This window comes from Mycobacteroides salmoniphilum (assembly GCF_004924335.1).
GTDB lineage: Bacteria > Actinomycetota > Actinomycetes > Mycobacteriales > Mycobacteriaceae > Mycobacterium > Mycobacterium salmoniphilum.
Map to the genome: position 1 here is coordinate 1,359,637 of NZ_CP024633.1, position 21,458 is coordinate 1,381,094.

A 21,458-nucleotide genomic window follows, 5' to 3' on the forward strand; every position below is an offset into this window, starting at 1 on the left:
GGAAGGACGACGATTGAGCACCCCGCGTGAACGAATGGTGGCCTCGGCCGCCCTGCTGATTCGCGAGCGTGGTGCCCACGCGACGGCCATCTCCGACGTACTCGAACACAGCGGCGCGCCGCGCGGCTCGGCATATCACTACTTTCCCGGTGGGCGTACTCAGTTACTCGGCGAGGCAGTGGATCTGGCCGGGGACTACATCGCCGGAATGATCGATGCCACACCCTCGGGGGTAGAGGCTCTGGACACGCTTGTCGCGTCCTATCGGAAGCAATTGGTGCGGAGCGACTTCCGTGCGGGATGCCCCGTGGTGGCCGTCGCTGTCGAGGCGGGGGATCCGGAGAGTCCGGCAAGTAATCAGAAGCTCATCGAGCACTCGGCGGCCGTCTTCCAGCGGTGGATCGGCCTCATCGCAGACAAGCTGGCAGGTGCAGGCGTCGCCCGTGCGCGCGCCGACGAGCTGGCGATGCTGATGACAACGTCCTTGGAGGGGGCCATCATCGTCGCGCGATCGATCCATGACATCACACCAATCGATGTGGTGCATAAGCAATTACGCACGCTGATCGAGGAGGCTTTGTCATGACCACCACCAATTGGCTGCCCACCGCCTGCATCCTGTGCGAGTGCAACTGCGGCATCGTTGTGCAGACCGAGGGGCGAACACTCGCCAAGATCCGCGGCGACAAGGACCACCCGGGCTCCCAGGGGTACACGTGTAACAAGGCATTGCGCCTGGATCACTACCAGAACAATGCCAACCGACTGACCTCGCCCATGCGGCGCCGCCCCGACGGCACCTATGAGGAAATCGACTGGGATACGGCGATCGTCGAGATCGCCGAGGGCTTCAAGCACATCCGTGACAGCTATGGCGGCGACAAGATCTTCTACTACGGCGGCGGCGGTCAGGGCAATCACCTGGGCGGGGCCTACAGTGGCGCCTTCCTCAAGGCCATCGGGTCCAAGTACCGCTCGAATGCACTGGCGCAGGAGAAGACGGGCGAGGCCTGGATCGACAAGAATCTCTATGGCGGGCACACCCGTGGTGAGTTCGAGCACGCCGAGGTGTCGGTCTTCGTCGGGAAGAACCCATGGATGTCGCAGAGCTTTCCGCGGGCGAGGGTGGTGCTCAACGAGATCGCCAAGGATCCGCGGCGTTCGATGATCGTCATCGACCCGGTGATCACCGATACCGCCAAGATGGCCGACTTTCACCTGCGGGTACGCCCCGGTGCCGACGCCTGGTGTCTTGCGGCGCTCGCCGCGGTATTGGTGCAGGAGAGCCTCTGTGATGAGGCATTTCTCGCCGAGCACGTCACCGGCACCGAGGAGGTCCGGGATGCGCTGCGTACGGTACCGATCAGCGACTACGCCCAGCGCTGCGGTGTGGCGGAGGACCTCATTCGACGGGCAGCCCGCCGTGTTGCCGCCGCCGAGAGCGTGGCGGTCTTCGAAGACCTCGGGATTCAGCAGGCCCCCAACAGCACCCTGAGTTCCTACCTCAACAAGATGCTGTGGATCCTTACCGGAAGCTTCGCCAAACGCGGTGGTCAGCATCTGCATTCGTGGATGGCACCGCTCATGGGCGGGTTCTTCGGCAACACCCCGGTGACCGGAGCCCGGATCATTGGCGGCCTGGTGCCCTCCAATGTGATCCCCGAAGAGATCCTCACCGATCATCCCGACCGGTTCCGCGCGATGATCGTCGAAAGTAGTAATCCCGCACACTCCCTGGCGGATTCGGCGCGGTGCAAGGAGGCGTTCCAGGCGTTGGAGCTCCTGGTGGTCGTCGATGTGGCGATGACGGAGACGGCCCGTCTCGCCCACTACGTACTCCCGGCCGCCACCCAGTTCGAGAAGGTGGAGGCGACCTTCTTCAACCTGGAGTTTCCGCACAACATTTTTCAGCTTCGGCACCCACTGTTCGAGCCCGAGCCCGGAACGTTGCCCGAGCCCGAGATCTGGGCGCGATTGGTCCGAGCGCTGGGAGTGGTCGACGACGCAGAGCTGCAGCCGCTGCGCGAAGCCGCCGCACAGGGTCAGGATGCCTACCTACAGGCGTTCTTCGCGGTGTTGGCCAATCCGGTACTCGGTCCGCTGGCGCCGTATGTCCTGTACGAAACCCTCGGCCCGACTCTGCCCAAGGGGTTGGAGGGTGCCGCCGCGCTGTGGGGGCTGGCGCAGAAGGCGATGATGACTTACCCACAGGCGGTGGCGCGAGCCGGTCACCCGGATGGCAACGCGCTCTTCGACGCCATCGTGAACAGCCCGTCCGGAGTGACCTTCACGATTCATGAGTACGAAGACGACTTCGCACTCATCACGCACGCGGACCGCAAGATTGCCCTTGCGATCCCCGAAATGCTGGATGAAATACGAGGATTGGCATCCCGTCCGACGCAGCTGACGACACCGGAGTTTCCGATCGTGCTGTCGGCGGGAGAGCGGCGGGCGTACACCGCCAACGACATTCTGCGTGATCCGTCCTGGCGTAAACGTGACCAGCAGGGCGCGCTACGGATAAGCCAGGAGGACGCGCAGCAGCTCGGCATCGCCGACGGCGACCGAGTCCGCATCGCCACCGCGGCGGGTAGTGCGGAGGCCACCGTCGAGATCAGCGACATGATGCAGGCCGGTCACGCCTCACTCCCGAACGGGTTCGGTCTCGATTACACCGACGAGTCCGGCGAAACGCACGTGCCGGGTGTGGCGCCGAACGCGCTGACCTCGTCGGCCTGGCGCGATGAATATGCGGGCACCCCATGGCATAAGCATGTTCCCGCGCGTTTAGAGACACTGACCGCTGCCGTCTAGCGCACGCGGGCGAGGTACGTGCGCAGGGTCTCCTCGGACTCGGTCATGACGCCGATGTACCCGTCCGGGCGCACCAAGACGAGTGTCGACTCCGTGACGTCGTAATCGGTTGACGGCGTGATCCGCGCGACGCGCACATCGTCGATGTCGATGGTCCGATCGTCGACCGTGAGCACGGTGAAGTGTGTCCCGCGCAAGACGTCGAATAGCCGATGGCCTTCCCGCAGCAGTGCATCCGGTGCGCGGTCGCCGGCACGTAGTGCCCCGGGAACGGAACGGTCGTCGACGGCCAATGATCTACCGCGATACGTGATGTCCATCTGATGTAGTTGTGGCGCAGGGTCATCTGAGGGCTCGAAGTTGCGGTGATGCAGATCTGTACTGAGCCCCAGCACCGATGCGGCCACGGGCATTCGTTCCTCTTCATAGGTGTCCAGCAGCTGCGCCGGGGCGCCTGTGAAGACCGCCGCCAGCTTCCAGCCCAAGTTGTAGGCATCCTGCACGCTGGTGTTCAGGCCCTGCCCGCCTGCCGAAGAATGCACGTGAGCGGCATCTCCGGCCAGGAATACCCGGCCCTCTCGGAACCTGTCCACCATCCGCGCGTTCACCCGATACAGGGATATCCACCGGAGGTCGCGCAGCACAATGTCTTCGCGTCCGGACCGCTGGACCAGAAGGGTCTGCACTGCCTCTAGGGTCAGGGGAGGAACATCGTCGGCGGCCATGCTCGCGACGAACTGATAGTGATCACTGCCCGGCAAGTTCCATAGCGAGAAGCGTTCCGTCACCTGACCGCCGCGTGTCAACACGTGACAGAACGTGCCGTCCAACCCCTCGGCCCGTACATCGCCGATCAGTGTCCGTTCACTCTCGAAGGTCTCGCCGGCGAAACCGACACCGAGAACCTTGCGTATGGTGCTGCGCCCGCCGTCGGTGCCGACGAGGTATGCGGCACGTATCCGATCGGGACTCCCGCCCCGGGATACCGTAACGGTCACTCCGCCGGCATCTTGCTCGAAACCTGTTACTTCACAGCAGAATTCCACATCTGTGCCGAGTTCACGCAATCGGCAGAGCAGGATCTCGTCGGTCCGCCATTGCGGCACCATCCAAAACCCCGAGTAGGGAACTCCCGGTCCCGACGGGATATGCGAACCCAGCATCTCCAGAAGTGTTCGCTCGGCGACAATCTCGCGTCCGGCGTAGATACGAAATGACGGCATCGCCATACCGCCGTGCCTGATCGCCTCCGAAACACCCAGATCGTCGAACACCTCCTGGGTACGCGGTGACAACCCCTTGCCGCGGGAGCCCGGAAATAGGCCGGGCGCCTTGTCCAATACCCGGCACGGGACACCGCGACGTGCCAATTCGCAGGCCAGCGTCAAGCCGGTGGGGCCCGCGCCGGCGATTACCACGGTCATGAAATCGCGCTCCGAATAAGCACGATCAGCACATCGTCGACGAGTCGATGGATGAATGCGTCATCGACTGCCTTCACGGTCAATCGGTGCGTGAGCATTGCCTCGGCGACATCGTGAACCAGCTCGCGGTCAACCCCCGGGGATATCTCACCGCGTGCGATCGACCGCGATAGGGGAGCGTCGAAGGGGGAGAGGCCCGGATCGGCGAGGTGCCGGTTGATGGCGTCGGCCAGCTCCGCGTCGTGTTCCATCGCGCGGATGAGATCCCCATACAGATTCGGTGGAACCGATTCTGTTTTGCGGCGCACCATGGTCAGCGTTGCGACAAGATCGCCTCGTAGCGAGCCGGTATCGGGAACCTGTTCGTTGTAGCCCGCGTCGTGCGCATCGAGCGCGGCCTTCACCAGCTCTGCCTTGTTTCTCCATCTGCGGTAGATGGTCGTCTTGCTGGCATGTGCCTGTGCCGCAACGGAATCTATGGTGAATCGTTCGTATCCGTCACGGGCTAACACTCGCAAGGCGGTATCGAGTATTGCCGTGGTGCGTGCTTCGCCACGTGGAACCATGACTTAAGTGTACGTTATTCGTACACTTAAGTCATTTCTTGAGCGTCACTCGTGGACCGTGGACGGTTGTTTTCGGACGGTGGCATCCACGACGTTATTGCGTGCGGTGACACTGCTCGCGATGCTTGTGGTGGGCAAGATTCGCGGGAAGGTAGCACGTCGGTAGGCGGGACCGGACCCCAACGGAGACCGTTGACACCCAAGGTGATTGGGCGTGTGGTCAAGGTGTCTGCGGCGATTCAGGTGCTCGCGCAGGAACTGTTGTTCCCGGCGCTTGACGAGGCGTGACTACTGGTACAGATACACGCTTTCGGCGGCGCACGGCGGCCGGTCCTTGCCCTCGATCTCGTACTTGATGCCATAGGTGGCCTCGACGGTGCCCTTATCGCGCAACTTAGCCGACAGCAGCGTGACGTGTCCGCGAACCCGCGCGCCCACGTGCAACGGCGCCGGGAACCGCACCTTGTTCACGCCGTAATTGAGCACCGCGTCGTATGACGCGATCTCAAGCACTTCGTCCAGAAATGCTGGAGCAAGCGCGAGCGTCAGGTATCCGTGCACGATGGTTCCGCCGAACGGGCCGGCCTTGGCGCGTTCGGTATCGGTGTGGATCCACTGTCGGTCACCGGTCGCGTCCGCGAACTCGTTGACCTGTTCCTGGGTGATCTGAACCCAACTGCTGGTACCCAATTCGACTCTGCCCAGGGACAGCAGCTCCTGTGGTGTTGCCAGCTTGGTGGACATACCGCGCACTCCTCTTCGGGTCGTGGTGCCTGATCGCATTACCGACTTGTCGTGTCGACTGGACCCTTCTTACCCGAGATCGCATGGCTGCCACGGGACAATGCCGAAATCCGGGGGAGCGCTGGATGCGGGTAATGTTTGCCAACATGAGGTGGTTGGTACCGCTGCTGGTCGGGTCGTTGCTCGCGGTAACAGGCTGCCAACGTGGAGTTGACGGAGAGGCAACGGCGGATAGGGGATCCGTATCGGCGGGGCCGATCCAGCCTGCTCAGCTCGATCAACTCCTCACTCCGGCGCAATCGTTGAGCGTGACGCCAGGAAAGCTGCTGTTCGAAACCGATATGCAGTCGATTCTGTGGATCGGTGCCGATCCCGCTGAATGCCAGGGGGTCGTCGGATACGGCCGTTATCCGCTCTTCCCCACGAATTACACGGGGCGAGAAGCCCGGACGCAGACCGATAACCAATACCCGAACCAGCATCAGATCCTGGAGGTATCGGCCACGTACCCCGGCGATTTTCAGGCGGCGCGGTTCCTCGAATCGGTGCGCGTGACCGTGTCCAAGTGTCAGCTTCCGGTCGCCGCCTGGGGCGATGACCAGAAACGCCATACGGTAACGCCCGGTCCAGTGGTTCCTGGTTCGCCGGACATGGTCCGTTGGTCGACGAATCTCAATGGTGATCAATGGATTTGCGAGTTCACGGTGATCGCCAAGGCGAATGTGATCGCGCAGCTGGTCACCTGCTCGGCGGATCGGTCGATCGACAACAAGACGCTCTCGAACGATCGACTCGCGAAAATCGAGGAGCTGCTCAACTCCAAGGTCTGAGCAGCCGGTCAGGATGCCTCGCGTGCCGCGATGTCCAGGGAGAGCAGGTGCTCGGCCCGCTCGATGATGGCATCGACGGTGAAGTCGAAGTGGGCATCGGAGATGGTCGCGATGGAATGGCCGCGGGACGCCAGATCATGCAGGGTGGGGGCGAGCGTGGCGTTCGGCACCAGGCTGCGGGCCCCTCCCGACGCGGGCATGACGGTATCCATGTGTTCAAGCACCACGATGCCCCGAATATGCAAGGACAGAGCGAAATACACATCTAGCGCGTTGTCCGGGCTGAAGCCGACACCGATCAGGGTTTGGACAAGCGATTCCAGGTTTTGAATGCTTGCCTGTAATGCCTCGGTGCTGAGCTCGCTGGTGCGCATCAGGATGAGCTCGACAAGCACTGGGCGTTCCCGGAATGCCTCGCGCATCCGGCGCGTATGGCTGCGCAGGGCGTCCTGCCAGGTTTCGTCGCCAATGAAGGGCGCAGCGAAGTGATACTGCTTGGTGGCACGGTCAGTCATCGCGTCGAGAAGCTCGCCCTTTTTGCGGAAGTACCAGTAGATACTGGTGACACCAACATCGAGATGCTTCGCTAGCAGCGGCATGCTCAGCCCACAGATCCCTATTTCCTCGGCGAGCTCGAAGGCTCCGGCGATGATGTCCTCGGCGGTGATGGAGCCGCGGCGCCGTCGTTCCCGCTTAGGGCTTTGTGTGCTGGTTGTCCTGGCCTCGCGGCCGGCACCGGCATGTCGCATGTGTAATCCTCGTCGTCCCCCGTTGCGTCGATCTGCCCCGCCCTATGGACAAAAAGCCCTGATAGCAAGTTGGCAGGATACCGCAGGGACCTGAGAGAGCGGTCGGCTCCCCGGCACGCACAGTTCGCTGAGTCGATGATGTCCGGTCCGCCTCGGGGATTTGCGCAGCGCAGTCTCAGGTGTTGGTGGCGTCGCAGTGGCCCCGCCCCACCACGTTGTCGATCTGGTAATACCTCTGTGCGGTGTGGCGACGTGCGGGCACCATTGACACGCGCAGCTGGCGGTATCGAGAAGGGTGTGGCGATGGCAATCGACGGGGATATCGACAGCGATATCGAAAAGGGTCCGGTACCGGACGCGAACGAAGCGGCATCGGACGCCAAGGAACCGGCACCGGACGCGGCGGAACTGACGCCACAGAAGACGCGTTGGTGGGTACGGCGCTACACCTTCACGGGCACTGCGGTGGGCCTGGCCTTCCTCTGGCTGTCGATGACCCCGTCGCTGCTTCCGCGTGGGCCGCTGTTCCAGGCCCTGGTCAGTGGGGGCTCGGGTGCCATCGGCTACGCACTCGGTGTCCTGTCGGTGTGGCTGGTGCGGTACATGCGGTCGAAGGATTCGAGTCCGAAGGCGCCTCGCATCGCGTGGTGGGTCCTCATCGTGGTCGGAATCATCGGCACCGCCGCGATGATCGTGTGGTTCCACTTCTGGCAAGACCGTGTGCGTGACCTCATGGGTGTGCCGAGGCTGAGTTTCTGGGCGCACCCGCAGACCGCCGTGCTGTCGGTCATCGTTTTGTTCATCCTGGTCGAGATCGGACAGCAGATCCGCCGGCTGATTCTGTTCCTGATCGAACGGCTCAACCGCGTGGCCCCCAAACGTGTCTCGGCTGTGGTCGCGGTCACGCTAGTGGTGGTTCTTGCCATGGCACTCGTCAACGGCGTTGTCGTCAGAGTGGCAATGGATTTCTTGAACAACACCTTCTCGGCGGTCAACAACGAGGAGAACCCGGACAATCCCGCGCCGACGACATCGCTGCGTTCGGGCGGCCCGGGCTCGCTGGTCTCCTGGGCATCGTTGGGTAATCAAGGCCGTGCCTTCATCGGCGGCGGTGCCACCACTAAGGAACTCTCGGCGTTCAACAAGGCTTCGGCGACCGAACCGATTCGGGCGTATGCGGGCCTGGAATCTGCCGATGGAATCAAGGCGACGGCCGAGCTCGCGGCCCGTGAACTGGAACGCGAGGGTGGCCTTCACCGCAAGGTGGTGGCGGTCGCCACGACGACGGGGACCGGCTGGATCAACCAAGCCGAGGCGGACGCACTCGAATACATGTACAACGGCGACACCGCCATCGTCAGCATGCAGTACTCATTTCTGCCCAGCTGGCTCTCGTTCCTGGTGGACAAGGAGAACGCACGTCAGGCGGGGCAAGCATTGTTCGAGGCCGTTTCCGCGCGGGTACGGGCCATGCCGGAGGGGGTGCGGCCCAAGCTTGTGGTGTTCGGGGAGAGCCTCGGATCGTTCGGCGGCGAGGCACCGTTCCTGTCGGTGAACAACATCGTGGCGCGCACGGACGGTGCACTGTTCTCCGGCCCGACCTTCAACAACTCCATGTGGCTGGAGGCCACGCACAACCGGGACGACGGATCGCCGGAGGTGCTGCCCATCTACGACAACGGAAGAAACGTTCGATTCGTTTCGCGCCCAGAGGATCTCAAACGACCCGCCGATACGTGGGCGCGTCCTCGCATCGTGTATCTGCAGCACGCATCGGATCCGATCGCCTGGTGGAATACTGACCTCATCTTGAGCAAGCCCGACTGGCTGCGCGAGCCCCGCGGCTACGACGTGCTGCCGAGCATGGAATGGATACCGTTCGTGACGTTCCTGCAGGTTTCTGCCGATATGGCGGTCGCGGTCAACGTCCCCGATGGGCATGGCCACGTCTACGTTCGGGCGGTCGCCAACGCGTGGGCAGACATCCTGCAGCCACCGGGATGGACAGCGGAGAAGACCGAACGGCTGCGGCCACTGCTGCACTCAGGGGCGTAGCGGGCCGACCCCAGGTGCACTCAGGGGCGTTGCGGGCCGACCTCAGGTGCACTCAGGGGCGTTGCGGGCCGACCCCCAGAGCGGTTGTTCCGTACGGTGGCTGGGTGAACCACACGCTGGGGGCGAGTAACTACGTGACCACTTCCGACGGGCGCGCGTTGCATTACATGGTCGCCGGAACGGGTGACCCGACCGTGGTCTTCGAGTCAGGAATGGGCTTTTCGCGGTCGGCGTGGGGACTCGTGCAACCCCTTGTCGCCCAGCGTTTTCGGTCGGTGGTCTATGACCGTGCGAACTTGGGGCGCAGCGACGATGATCATCAGCCGCGCACGCTGGAACGGATCACCGAGGACCTCGATGCCCTACTGACGGCACTCGGTTCGGGCCCCTATGTCCTGGTGGGCCACAGCTATGGCGGAACCATCGCACTGGCCTCGACAGTGGCCGATCCATCACGCATCGCGGGCATCGTTCTCGTCGATCACTCCGACGAGAACCTGGATGCCTACTACCGCCCGGCTTCGCCGGGCATGCGGCTCCTGGGCGTGATCCATCGTGCGGCGCTCGATGCGATGGGACGGGTCGGTCTGCTGCCGTATCTCGTTCGCCGCATGATGCCCCGGATGCCACGTGACGTCGTCGATGACATCACGTCCGAAGATCTCACGTGGCGGGCCGGGCGTGCCGCCAACGAGGAAGACCGACGCTTTGTCGCCGGGGTGACCAGGTTGCGCGATAACCCGCCGGTGATCAACGGAATCCCCATCACCGTCATATCGGGAGCCCGTGCGGAGTTTCTCAATGAGGAGACACGGTCCGAGCTGAACGCGGCCCACCAGGCGACGGCGCATCGGCTTGGCGCGCGTCACGTGGTGGCCCGCAAATCCGGTCATCAGATCGTCCTCTCCGAACCGCGATTGATCGCCGACGAGGTGTTTCGGATGGCGGACAGTTAGATGCCACTGTGCCGTATGTGACACGCGTGGCTGCCGTGCTTATTGAGGTAGCTGTCGTAATCTGAGGCTTGAGTTCTTCAAAGTCTGCGGAACGGCCTTGTGAGGTAGCAGTGGTGTCAATATCCCGTCGGGATGTCCTCAAATACGCCGCTGCCATGCCAGCCGCGGCGATGCTGGGTGGTGCCGTCTCCTCCGCATTAGCGGCTCCACAGGCCAACGCCGCCTCGCTGGGGACACTTATCGATTACGCCGGCGGAGTACCGACTCCCGAGTCGATCAAGGCCGCAGGGCATCTGGGCGCCATTCGGTACGTCTCCGATCCGCGCAGCCCGGGGCTGTCGGCGGGTAAACCCATCAAGCTCGCTGAAGCGCGCGATCTGTATCGGGCCGGTTTGAAGATCGTCTCCAACTACCAGTACGGCAAGCAGGACACCGCCGATTGGCTTGGTGGCCAGGAGGCCGGGATCAAACACGCGCAGCGTGGTTGGCAGCTGCATGTCGCGGCCGGCGGCTCCTACAACGTGCCGATCTACGTCTCGATCGACGACAACCCGACGCCCGAGCAGTACAAGAATCAGGTGGCGCCCTACCTGAGGGCCTGGGAATCGGTGGTGGGGCATGCCCGTACCGGGCTGTACGGCAACTCCAAGACCATCGATTGGGCGCTGCAGGACGGGCTGTGCTCGTATTTCTGGCAGCACAACTGGGGAAGTCCCAAGGGCTTCGTTCACCCCGAGGCGCACTTGCACCAGTTCGAGATCGACAAGCGCCAAGTCGGCGGAATCGGCGTCGATCTCAACGACATTCTCAAGCCCGGCTTCGGGCAGTGGGTCTAACACCGGTCTGAGCGCAGACCTCGCCAGCGCCGCCGCCCCTCCCACGTCGATGGCAACGCCCTTGCAGTAGCCCGCGCCTCAATTCCACATCATGCGATATGGCCACTTACCTCGACCGCGATTGAGCCCAGCGAATACGTCGGTGAACTTGTGGGCGGTATCCCGCAGCCATAGCGCGCCGCCAGCGAGACGGCCGATGTCCTTCACGGTGTACTGAAACCGGATGGGGGACCACGGAACCACCACGCCGAGCGATTCGTGGTCCGGCGGTAGTGGGATGTCGACATTGTTCCCGACATCGCGGGATAGTAGCGAGGTTCCTGCGTTCGGAGGCGTAGCTGGACAATCATCAGCAGTCACACACGTCACAGAAGTTGGAACCGCTCTGCAATGTCAGCAAACATATGGCACGAATTCTGAGAATTCATGGTCTGGATGGCGTTGTCGCGGCAGTTCGATGCGACACGCGCGAACACCGCCGGTGCTATCGAAATCATACATAACGATTCGATAACAATCGATGTCTGATCTGCGATGTTGTACCTACTCGACCGTAACCACCTGCATGCAGCGCGTTTGATTCGGCGGTCAGTTGCCAGCGCGTGGCCTGCTGTTACGTAAGCGGTGGTTACTCTCGCGTAGAACTCGGCAGTAACTATTACGCCAGAAGAAATCGCCACCCCTCTTATGACACTCTTAAATCCAGACCTGCGGTGATGGTGCAGATGCACGTGCCTCAACGCCCCTGATCGACAAGGACGACGACACGGGTGCGGCTGGATTCACGACTGACGGAAAGACGGGTAGCGGCGACGTGACGATCAACGAATACGACAAGGTGACCAGCGCTGAGGATCCCGACGCGAGTGGCGCGGTCGACCCGGGCCCTAGTGCGGGACCCGCGCTGATCGACCGTCTGGAGTCCGGTGAGCCCTACGCAGTGGCCTTCGGGGGTCAAGGCAGCGACTGGCTGGAGTCACTCGCGGAGCTGGCGGCTTCGGCCGGTATCGAATCAGAGCTGGCCACCCTCGCTGGTGAGGCCGAGCTGCGTCTGGAGCCCGTCGCCAAAGAACTCGTGGTCGTACGCCCGGTCGGCTTCACCCCGCTCACCTGGGTGCGTGCACTGACCGCTGAGGAGCCCGTACCCGCCGCCGCGCAGCTGACCTCGGCTGCGGTCTCGATGCCCGGTGTACTGCTGGCGCAGCTGGCCGCCGTTCGCGCGCTGAAGATCCAGGGCCTCGATGTGGCCCAGCTGCCGCCGGTCGCTGTCATCGGGCACTCACAGGGTGTACTGGCCGTCGAGGCACTCAAGGCTCATGGTGCTCGCGATGTTGAGCTGCTGGCCATCGCTCAGCTGGTCGGTGCCGCTGCCACCCTGGTCGCGCGCCGCCGCGGCATCGTGGTGCGCGGCAACCGCACTCCCATGGTGTCGGTGACCAATGTCGACCCCGAACGCATCAAGGCGCTTCTTGACGAGTTTGCCCAGGATGTCCGTACTGTCCAGCCGCCCGCGCTGTCCATCCGTAACGGACGCCGGTCCGTCGTTATCACCGGTACTCCCGAGCAGCTGTCGCGTTTCGAGTTGTACTGCGAGCAGATCGCGGACCGCGAGGCCGCCGAGCGCAAGGACAAGGTGCGCGGGGGCGCGGTGTTCAGCCCGGTCTTCGACCCGGTCAATGTGGAGGTGGGTTTCCATACCCCACGCCTGGCCGACGGCGTCGAGATCGCCGGTCGCTGGGCGGCCGCTGCAGGGCTCGACGTCGAACTGACCAAGGCCCTGACCGAATCCATCCTCGTCACCCCGGTCGACTGGGTGAATGAGGTGAACCATGTCGCCGACGCAGGCGCCCGTTGGATCCTCGACCTGGGTCCCGGCGATCTCCTGACTCGCCTGACTGCCCCGGTCATCCGTGGCCTGGGGATCGGCATCGTGCCCACCGCCACCCGCGGGGGACAGCGAAACCTGTTCACGCACGGTGCGGTTCCCGAGGTCGCCCGTGCCTGGACCAGCTTCGCGCCTACCGTGGTGTCGCTGCCCGACGGTTCGGTGAAGCTGTCCACCAAGTTCACCCGCCTCACCGGACGTTCACCGATTCTGCTCGCGGGCATGACCCCGACCACGGTCGATTCGAAAATCGTTGCGGCCGCAGCCAACGCGGGTCACTGGTCCGAGCTCGCCGGCGGCGGGCAGGTCACTGAGGAGATCTTCAATACCCGCATAGAAGAGCTCACCGGCCTACTGGAGCCCGGGCGTCAGATCCAGTTCAACTCTTTGTTCCTGGACCCGTACCTGTGGAAGCTGCAGGTCGGCTCGAAGCGGTTGGTGCAGAAGGCCCGTCAGGCCGGTGCGCCGATCGACGGTGTCGTCGTGACCGCCGGTATTCCCGAGCTGGAAGAGGCCGTCGCGCTCATCGATGAGCTCACCGAGATCGGCTTCAGTCACATCGTGTTCAAGCCGGGCACGGTCGAGCAGATCCGCTCCGTCGTACGTATCGCCGCCGAGGTTCCGACCCGTCCGATCATCATGCACGTCGAGGGTGGCCGCGCCGGTGGACACCACTCCTGGGAGGACCTCGACGACCTGCTGCTGGCCACCTACTCGGAGCTACGTTCGCGCTCCAACATCACCGTGTGTGTCGGCGGAGGCATCGGCACCCCCGAGCAGGCTGCCGAATACCTCAGCGGTCGTTGGGCATTGAAGTTCGGATTCCCGCTGATGCCGGTCGACGGCATCCTGGTCGGTACTGCGGCCATGGCCACGTTGGAGGCCACCACCTCGCCGTCGGTCAAGCAGATGCTGGTCGAGACCCAGGGCACCCCTGAGTGGGTTCCCGCCGGAAAAGCCCAGGGCGGCATGGCTTCCGGGCGCAGTCAGCTGGGTGCTGACATTCACGAGATTGACAACGCGGCCTCCCGCTGTGGCCGTTTGCTTGATGATGTGGCCGGTGACGAGGATGCGGTGTCCAAGCGCCGCGACGAGATCATTGCCGCGATGGAGCTGACCGCTAAGCAGTACTTCGGTGATGTCGCCGAAATGACGTATGCACAGTGGCTGAATCGCTATGTGGAGCTGTCCATCGGTGACGGCGACAGCACCGCCGATACCGCCGTGGCGCACTCGCCCTGGCTGGATATCACCTGGCGCGATCGCTTCGAGCAGATGCTCAAGCGCGCCGAAGCCCGGTTGCATCCCAAGGAATCCGGTCCGGTCGAGACGCTGTTCGCCGACCAGACTCTGGTGGAACGCCCGGCCGATGCCATCGAGGCACTGTTGCAGCGTTACCCCGATGCCGAGGCCATCAAGCTGCACCCGGCCGACGTACCTTTCTTCGTCGCGCTGTGCAAGTCGCTGGGTAAGCCCGTCAACTTCGTGCCCGTCATCGACAAGGATGTGCGCCGTTGGTGGCGCAGCGACTCGCTGTGGCAGGCCCACGACGCGCGCTACTCCGCCGAGCAGGTCTGCATCATCCCCGGCACCGCCGCTGTCGCCGGGATCACCCGGGCCGACGAGCCAGTGGGCGACCTGCTCAACCGCTTTGAGCAGACCGCCATCGACGAGGTTGTTGCCACCGGTGCGGAGCCGTTGCCGGTGCGTTCGCGTCTGCGTCGCCGCTGGGATGTCGAGGGTCCGTTGGCGAGCGTGCTGGACGCACCAGATGTGCTGTGGTCCGGACGAATTGCCGTTAACCCGGTGCACCGGATCGCTCCCGATGGAGCTTGGCAGGTCTTCGAAGACCGCACCGCCTCGCACCCGTCGACCGGGGCCCGTCTCGAGGTCACCGGCGACGACTCGGTGCGTCTGAGTGTGCCGCTGTCGGGTATCTGGGTCGATATCGACCTGACCTTGCCGGTCACGACTCGCGACGGTGGCACCCCGGTGGTGACCACCGAGGCCGCGGCCGCGGCCATGCGGACCGTGCTCGCGGTAGCCGCAGGCGCCGACGATCAGGCAGGCCTTCCAGCTGTCCAGAACGGCTCGGTACGTGTTGTCGCGCATTGGGATCCGGAACGCGTCGCCGACCACACCGGCGTCACCGCTGTGCTGCCGTCTCCGCTGGCGCCCGGATCGTCGATCGTGCCGGACGCGCTGGTCGGCCTGTGCTGGCCCGCCGTGTTCGCCGCCATCGGTGATGCCAAGACCGAGGACGGCACGGGCGTCATCGAGGGTCTGCTCTCGCTGGTGCACCTGGATCACGCTGCCCACCTGATCTCGGCCCTTCCCGCAGAGGCCGCCGAACTTACCGTCACTGCAACGGCTTCCGCGGCCACCGATACCGAGGTCGGCCGCGTTGTTCCGGTCGAGGTCACCGTGGCGGCGGCCGACGGCACTGTGCTGGCCACGCTGCAGGAGCGGTTTGCGATTCTGGGCCGAAACGGGGCAGCCGAACTCACCGACCCGGTGCGTGCCGGTGGTGCCCTTTCCGAACACGAAGAAGACACCACTCGTCGTCGTCGCCGTGATGCCAAGATCTTCGCGCCAACCGACATGCGGGCGTTCGCGGTGGTCTCGGGTGATCACAACCCGATTCACACCGACAAGTCGGCAGCGCTGCTGGCCGGGCTGGGATCGCCCATCGTGCATGGCATGTGGCTTTCGGCCGCCGCGCAGCACGTGGTTACCTCCGCCGACGCTTCCAGCACTCCGCCGCGCACGCTGGTCGGCTGGACCTCCCGTTTCCTGGGCATGGTGCAGCCGGGCGACGAGGTCGACGTGCGGGTGGACCGTGTCGGAATCGATTCCGGCGCAGAGGTTGTGGAGGTCCAGGCCAAGGTCGGCTCCGATCTCGTGATGTCGGCGACCGCCCGGCTCGCTGCCCCCAAGACGGTGTACGCCTTCCCGGGGCAGGGCATTCAGCACAAGGGCATGGGCATGGACGTGCGTTCGCGCTCCAAGGCCGCCCGCAAGGTCTGGGACAAGGCCGACAAGTTCACCCGCGAGCGTCTCGGTTTCTCCGTGCTGCACGTGGTCAAGGACAACCCGACAAGCCTCATCGCCGGCGGTGTCCATTACCAGCATCCCGAGGGCGTGCTGTACCTGACGCAGTTCACCCAGGTGGCCATGGCCACGTTGGCCACTGCGCAGATCGCCGAGATGAAGGAGTCCGGCTCGTTCGTCGAGGACGCCATCACCTGCGGTCACTCCGTGGGCGAGTACACCGCGCTGGCCACGGTCAGCGGTGTCATTCCGCAGGATGGTCTGCTGGAGGTGGTGTTCCACCGCGGGTCGGCGATGCACGACATCGTGCCGCGAGATGAGCAGGGACGCAGTAATTATCGCCTGGCCGCGATCCGCCCGTCGCAGATCGGTTTGGAGGACGCCGACGTCCAGGCATTCGTCGCGGGGATCGCCGAACGTAGTGGTGAGTTTCTTCAGATCGTGAACTTCAACCTGCGTGGCTCGCAGTACGCCATCGCCGGAACGGTGCGTGGCCTTGAGCTACTGGAGGCCGAGGTCGAGAAGCGTCGCGAAGAGTTCGGTGGCCGTCGCTCCTTCATCATGGTGCCCGGCATCGATGTGCCGTTCCACTCCGAGGTGCTGCGGGTCGGCGTTGCCGAGTTCCGCCGGTCCCTGGAGCGGGTGCTGCCCATGGACGGTGATCCCAACCTGATCATCGGCAAGTACATCCCGAACCTGGTGCCCAAGCCGTTCACCCTGGATCGTGAATTCATCCAGGAGATCCGCGATCTGGTACCCGCCGAACCTCTCGACGAGGTGCTCGCCGATTACGACACCTGGCGCAACGAGAAGCCGGTGCTGTTGTGCCGCAAGGTTCTTATCGAGTTGCTTGCCTGGCAGTTCGCCAGTCCGGTGCGGTGGATCGAAACCCAGGACCTGCTGTTCACCGAGGAGGCCGCCGGCGGCCTTGGTGTGGAGCGGTTCGTCGAGGTGGGCGTGAAGTCGATGCCGACCGTCGCCGGTCTGGCCAACAACACCCTGAAGCTGCCCGAATACAGCCACAGCTCGATCGAGGTGCTCAACGTCGAACGCGACCACGCGGTGCTGTTCGGAACGGACAGCGATCCGGAGCCCGAGCCTGAAATCGAGGAGCCCGTGGAAAGCGCTGCGGCCGCCTCTGGTTCCACTGAGGCCGCTGCTCCGGCTCCCGCTGCCGCCCCCGCGGCGCCCAGCGGTGGTCCGCGGCCGGACGACATCGGGTTCGACGCCTCCGACGCGACGCTCGCGCTCATCGCGTTGTCGACGAAGATGCGCATCGACCAGATCGAGCCGGTGGACTCCATCGAGAGCCTCACCGATGGCGCCTCGTCGCGTCGTAACCAGCTGTTGGTCGACCTGGGCTCCGAGCTGAACCTGAGCGCCATTGACGGTGCAGCAGAGGCGGATCTGTCCGGATTGCGGACGCAGGTCACCAAATTGGCGCGTACCTACAAGCCGTTCGGCCCGGTGCTTTCGGACTCGATCAACGATCAGCTCAAGACGGTCTTCGGGCCGTCGGGTAAGCGCCCCACCGCCATCGGTGAGCGGGTCACCAAGACCTGGGAACTCGGTCCGGGCTGGGTCAAGCATGTGACCGTCGAGCTGTCGCTGGGTACCCGCGAGGGCACCAGCGTCCGCGGCGGCGATCTCGGTGGCCTGGCGCCCAGCACGCTGGCCGACGGTAACGCCGTCGACGCGGCGATCGACGCGGCCGTTGCCGCGGTGGCCGGGCGTCGCGGTGTCGGTGTGTCTCTGCCCTCGGCGGGTGGCGCCGGCGGCGCGACCGTCGACGCCGCAGCACTGAGCGAATTCACCGACCAGATCACCGGGCGTGAAGGTGTTCTCGCCTCGGCCGCGCGTCTGGTGCTCGACCAGCTGGGACTGTCGGCCCCGATCGTCACGCCGGACGGCGCCGCCGACACCGAGCTCGTCGAGCTGGTTTCCGCCGAATTGGGTTCGGACTGGCCGCGTTTGGTGGCGCCGACATTCGACGGCAAGAAGGCAGTGGTGTTTGACGACCGCTGGGCCAGCGCTCGCGAGGATCTGGCGCGGTTGTGGATCACCGAGGAAGACGAGATCGACAGCCAGTGGGCACAGTTGGCAGGCCAGTTCGAGGGTGCCGGTCATGCCGTTGCCACGCAGGCCAATTGGTGGCAGGGCAAGTCGTTGGCGCAGGGCCGCAATGTGCACGCCTCGCTGTTCGGGCGGATTGCCGCCGGCGCGGAAAGCCCCGAGCAGGGCAAGTGGGGCGACGAGGTCGCGGTGGTGACGGGTGCGTCCAAGGGCTCGATCGCCGCGGCGGTGGTCGCCGAGCTGCTGTCCGGTGGTGCAACGGTGGTCGCCACCACCTCGCGTCTTGACGAGGACCGATTGGCGTTCTACCGCAACCTGTACCGCGAGAGCGCGCGGTTCGGCGCCAAGCTGTGGGTGGTGCCGGCGAACATGGCCTCGTACGCCGACATCGACGCACTGGTGCAGTGGGTGGGCACCGAGCAGTCGGAAAGCCTTGGGCCGATGTCGATCCACCTCAAGGACGCACAGACCCCGACCCTGCTGTTCCCGTTCGCCGCACCGAAGGTGGTCGGGGATCTGTCGGAGGCCGGTTCGCGTGCCGAGATGGAGATGAAGGTGCTGTTGTGGGCCGTGCAACGGCTCATCGGTGGTCTGTCGGCCATCGGCGCGGAGCGCGATATCGCCTCGCGTCTGCACGTGGTGCTGCCCGGTTCACCGAACCGCGGCATGTTCGGCGGCGACGGTGCGTACGGCGAGTCCAAGGCGGCTCTCGATGCACTGGTCACTCGCTGGAAGGCGGAGTCGTCGTGGGCGTCGCGAGTCAGCCTGGCGCACGCGCTGATCGGCTGGACCCGCGGCACCGGGCTGATGGGTCACAACGACGCCATCGTGACCGCTGTCGAAGAAGCGGGAGTCACCACGTACTCCACCGCGGACATGGCCTCGATGCTGCTGGCGCTGTGCTCACCCGAAGCACGCGTGCAGGCCGCACAGGCACCGGTAGAGAAGGACCTCACCGGTGGGCTGGCCGAGGTCGAACTCGACATGGCCGAGCTGGCTGCCAAGGCCCGCGAGGACATGGAGGCCAAGGCCAAGGCTGAAGCGGCCGCAATCTCCGATGAGGAGGACGATCCGAACCTCATTGCGGCACTGCCGTCTCCGCCACGCGGATACACCTCGACGCTGCCTCCGGAGTGGGCCGACCTCGATGTCGACCCGGCCGACCTGGTGGTCATCGTCGGCGGTGGCGAGCTCGGTCCGCTGGGCTCCTCGCGTACCCGCTACGAGATGGAGGTCGACGACCAACTGTCGGCGGCCGGCGTGCTGGAGCTCGCCTGGACCACCGGACTGGTGAAGTGGGAGAACGACCCCGAGGCCGGCTGGTACGACACCGAATCCGGTGAACTGGTACCGGAATCGGAGCTGGTGGAGCGGTACCACGACAAGGTGGTCGGCAACATCGGTGTCCGCGAGTTCGTCGATGACGGTGCGATCGACCCCGACCACGCCTCACCGCTGCTGGTGTCGGTGTTCCTGGACAAGGACTTCACCTTCACGGTGTCCACCGAGGCCGAGGCCCGGCAGTTCGTGAAGTGGGATCCCGAGCACACCGTCATCGCGCCGGCGGCCGAGGGCAGTGACTGGCAGGTGACCCGCAGGGCGGGCACCGAGGTTCGCGTGCCGCGCAAGACCAAGCTGTCGAGGACGGTGGGTGCACAGATCCCGACCGGTTTCGACCCGACCGTGTGGGGCATCACCCCGGACATGGTCAGCTCCATCGACCGGGTGGCGCTGTGGAACATGATCGCGACGGTGGATGCGTTCCTGTCGGCGGGCTTCACCCCCACGGAGCTGATGCGTTGGGTGCACCCGAGCCTGGTGGCCAACACGCAGGGCACCGGCATGGGCGGCATGACCTCGATGCAGACCATGTACCACGGAAACCTGTTGGGCCGTAACAAGCCGAACGACATCCTGCAGGAAGTGCTGCCGAACGTCGTTGCCGCGCACGTGGTTCAGTCGTACGTCGGCTCGTACGGTTCGATGATCCACCCGGTGGCGGCGTGCGCCACCGCGGCGGTCTCCGTCGAAGAAGGTGTCGACAAGATCCGCCTCGGCAAGGCGCATCTGGCATTGGCCGGTGGATTCGACGACCTGACGCTGGAGGCCATCATCGGCTTCGGTGACATGGCGGCGACTGCCGACACCGAGATGATGCGGGCCAAGGGCATTGCGGATAAGCGGTTCTCGCGTGCCAACGACCGTCGTCGCCTTGGGTTCGTCGAGGCCCAGGGTGGTGGCAGCCTGCTGTTGGCGCGCGGCGACCTGGCGCTCAAGATGGGTCTGCCGGTGCTCGCGGTGGTCGGGTACGCACAGTCGTTCGGTGACGGTGTGCACACCTCGATCCCGGCTCCAGGTCTGGGCGCGCTGGCGGCCGGACGCGGCGGCAAGGATTCGGATCTGGCGCGCTCGCTGAACAAGCTGGGCGTCACCGCCGACGACATCGCCGTCATCTCCAAGCACGACACGTCCACGCTCGCCAATGATCCCAACGAGACCGAGCTGCATGAGCGTCTCGCGTCCTCGTTGGGGCGCTCGGATGGTGCGCCGCTGTTCGTCATCTCGCAGAAGAACCTGACTGGCCACGCCAAGGGCGGTGCCGCGGTGTTCCAGATGCTGGGCCTGTGCCAGGTGCTGCGCGACGGCGTCATTCCGCCGAACCGCAGCCTGGACTGTGTCGACGACGAGCTGGCTACCAGCCAGCACTTCGTGTGGGTGCGGGAGTCGCTGCCGCTCAAGGAGCAGCTGCCGCTGAAGGCGGGCCTGGTGACGAGCCTCGGCTTTGGTCACGTGTCGGGTCTGGTGGCACTCGTGCACCCGCAGGCGTTCATCGCCTCGCTGCGGCCCGAGGATCGGGATGACTACGAGAAGCGTTCGCGTGAGCGCATTCTCGCCGGACAGCGGCGCCTGTCCTCGGCGATGGCCGGCGGTCGCCCGATGTATGAGAGGCCGGACGGACGTCGCTTCGACCACGATCATGAGGAGTCGGAGAAGCGTCAGGAAGCATCGATGCTGCTGGATCCGGGTGCGCGCCTGAGTGAGGACGAGGTCTACCACCGGTGATTGTCGGTATCGGGATCGATCTAGTCACCATCTCCGAGTTCGGAGAGCAACTAGCGAGTCCCGGAACGGCTTTCGGGTCCGCGTTTACGCCGGGGGAGCGGCGTGACGCGGCCTCGAAGACCGGTGGTGAGGCGCGGTACTTGGCGGCCCGTTGGGCGGCGAAGGAGGCCGTCATCAAGGCGTGGTCGGGTTCGCGCTACTCGCAGCGGCCGGTGCTGCCGGAAAACATCCACCGCGACATCGAGGTCGTCACGGACACCTGGGGCCGCCCGCGTATTCGGCTTTCCGGGGCGATTGCCGAGTACTTGGCAGATATGACGATGCACGTGACCCTGACCCATGACGGTGACACTGCAGCGGCGTTCGTCGTGCTGGAACAGGAAGCTCAGCCGCAGGACTAGCCCACTTC

The 21,458-nt window shown here is 64.6% G+C and carries 13 protein-coding genes; 8 read left to right on the forward strand and 5 right to left on the reverse strand.

Annotation, left to right across the window (positions count from 1 at the left end):
* The first annotated feature begins 13 nt into the window (after positions 1-13).
* Positions 14-586 (forward strand): TetR/AcrR family transcriptional regulator, encoded by a 573-nt coding sequence (locus tag DSM43276_RS06800; RefSeq protein ID WP_109555983.1) that lies wholly within the window; start codon positions 14-16, stop codon positions 584-586.
* Complete coding sequence (locus DSM43276_RS06805; RefSeq protein ID WP_078328854.1) at positions 583-2,817, forward strand: molybdopterin oxidoreductase family protein; 2,235 nt, start codon at positions 583-585, stop codon at positions 2,815-2,817. Before DSM43276_RS06800 ends, DSM43276_RS06805 begins: the two co-directional genes overlap by 4 nt.
* Here the strand turns inward: DSM43276_RS06805 and DSM43276_RS06810 are convergent.
* The 3 genes from DSM43276_RS06810 to DSM43276_RS06825 all read right to left on the reverse strand — a co-directional run bounded on the left by DSM43276_RS06810 (position 2,814) and on the right by DSM43276_RS06825 (position 5,551).
* Positions 2,814-4,241 (reverse strand): FAD-dependent monooxygenase, encoded by a 1,428-nt coding sequence (locus tag DSM43276_RS06810; RefSeq protein ID WP_078328855.1) that lies wholly within the window; start codon positions 4,239-4,241, stop codon positions 2,814-2,816. The genes DSM43276_RS06805 and DSM43276_RS06810 overlap by 4 nt on opposite strands.
* Positions 4,238-4,807, reverse strand: a complete 570-nt coding sequence (locus tag DSM43276_RS06815) for a TetR/AcrR family transcriptional regulator (RefSeq protein ID WP_078328856.1) — start codon at positions 4,805-4,807, stop codon at positions 4,238-4,240. The genes DSM43276_RS06810 and DSM43276_RS06815 overlap by 4 nt, the downstream gene beginning before the upstream one ends.
* A 288-nt stretch (positions 4,808-5,095) precedes the next feature.
* Positions 5,096-5,551 carry a MaoC family dehydratase gene (locus DSM43276_RS06825; protein ID WP_030094965.1) on the reverse strand — a complete coding sequence of 152 codons (456 nt, stop codon included), beginning with the start codon at positions 5,549-5,551 and terminating at the stop codon, positions 5,096-5,098.
* A 134-nt stretch (positions 5,552-5,685) separates the two neighbouring features.
* On the opposite strand from DSM43276_RS06825, the gene DSM43276_RS06830 reads away from it, so the two are divergent.
* The gene (locus DSM43276_RS06830) at positions 5,686-6,381 is read left to right on the forward strand and encodes a sensor domain-containing protein (protein WP_078328857.1); all 696 of its coding nucleotides are present in this window, start codon (positions 5,686-5,688) and stop codon (positions 6,379-6,381) included.
* 8 nt (positions 6,382-6,389) lie between these two features.
* Here the strand turns inward: DSM43276_RS06830 and DSM43276_RS06835 are convergent, their stop codons facing one another.
* A complete protein-coding gene (locus DSM43276_RS06835) occupies positions 6,390-7,130 on the reverse strand; it encodes a TetR family transcriptional regulator (RefSeq protein ID WP_078325358.1) in 741 nt (246 codons plus the stop codon).
* 264 nt (positions 7,131-7,394) lie between these two features.
* On the opposite strand from DSM43276_RS06835, the gene DSM43276_RS06840 reads away from it, so the two are divergent.
* The 3 genes from DSM43276_RS06840 to DSM43276_RS06850 all read left to right on the forward strand — a co-directional run bounded on the left by DSM43276_RS06840 (position 7,395) and on the right by DSM43276_RS06850 (position 10,977).
* Positions 7,395-9,185 carry an alpha/beta hydrolase gene (locus DSM43276_RS06840; protein ID WP_109555995.1) on the forward strand — a complete coding sequence of 597 codons (1,791 nt, stop codon included), beginning with the start codon at positions 7,395-7,397 and terminating at the stop codon, positions 9,183-9,185.
* Positions 9,186-9,319: 134 nt separating this feature from the next.
* Positions 9,320-10,141, forward strand: coding sequence for an alpha/beta fold hydrolase (locus tag DSM43276_RS06845; RefSeq protein ID WP_078328954.1), 822 nt, complete (start codon positions 9,320-9,322; stop codon positions 10,139-10,141).
* A gap of 110 nt (positions 10,142-10,251) precedes the next feature.
* On the forward strand, positions 10,252-10,977 hold the full coding sequence (locus DSM43276_RS06850) for a DUF1906 domain-containing protein (RefSeq protein WP_078328858.1): 726 nt from the start codon (positions 10,252-10,254) through the stop codon (positions 10,975-10,977).
* A 78-nt stretch (positions 10,978-11,055) separates the two neighbouring features.
* Here DSM43276_RS06850 and DSM43276_RS06855 read toward each other — a convergent pair whose 3' ends face one another.
* The gene (locus DSM43276_RS06855; protein WP_157896023.1) at positions 11,056-11,337 is read right to left on the reverse strand and encodes a DUF2804 family protein; all 282 of its coding nucleotides are present in this window, start codon (positions 11,335-11,337) and stop codon (positions 11,056-11,058) included.
* 454 nt (positions 11,338-11,791) lie between these two features.
* Between DSM43276_RS06855 and DSM43276_RS06865 the strand changes: the two genes are divergently transcribed.
* Together DSM43276_RS06865 and acpS are read left to right on the forward strand one after the other, a co-directional pair.
* The gene (locus DSM43276_RS06865; protein WP_078328860.1) at positions 11,792-21,049 is read left to right on the forward strand and encodes a type I polyketide synthase; all 9,258 of its coding nucleotides are present in this window, start codon (positions 11,792-11,794) and stop codon (positions 21,047-21,049) included.
* Positions 21,046-21,450, forward strand: coding sequence for a holo-ACP synthase AcpS (gene acpS, locus DSM43276_RS06870; protein WP_078328861.1), 405 nt, complete (start codon positions 21,046-21,048; stop codon positions 21,448-21,450). The genes DSM43276_RS06865 and acpS overlap by 4 nt, the downstream gene beginning before the upstream one ends.
* Positions 21,451-21,458 lie beyond the last annotated feature (8 nt).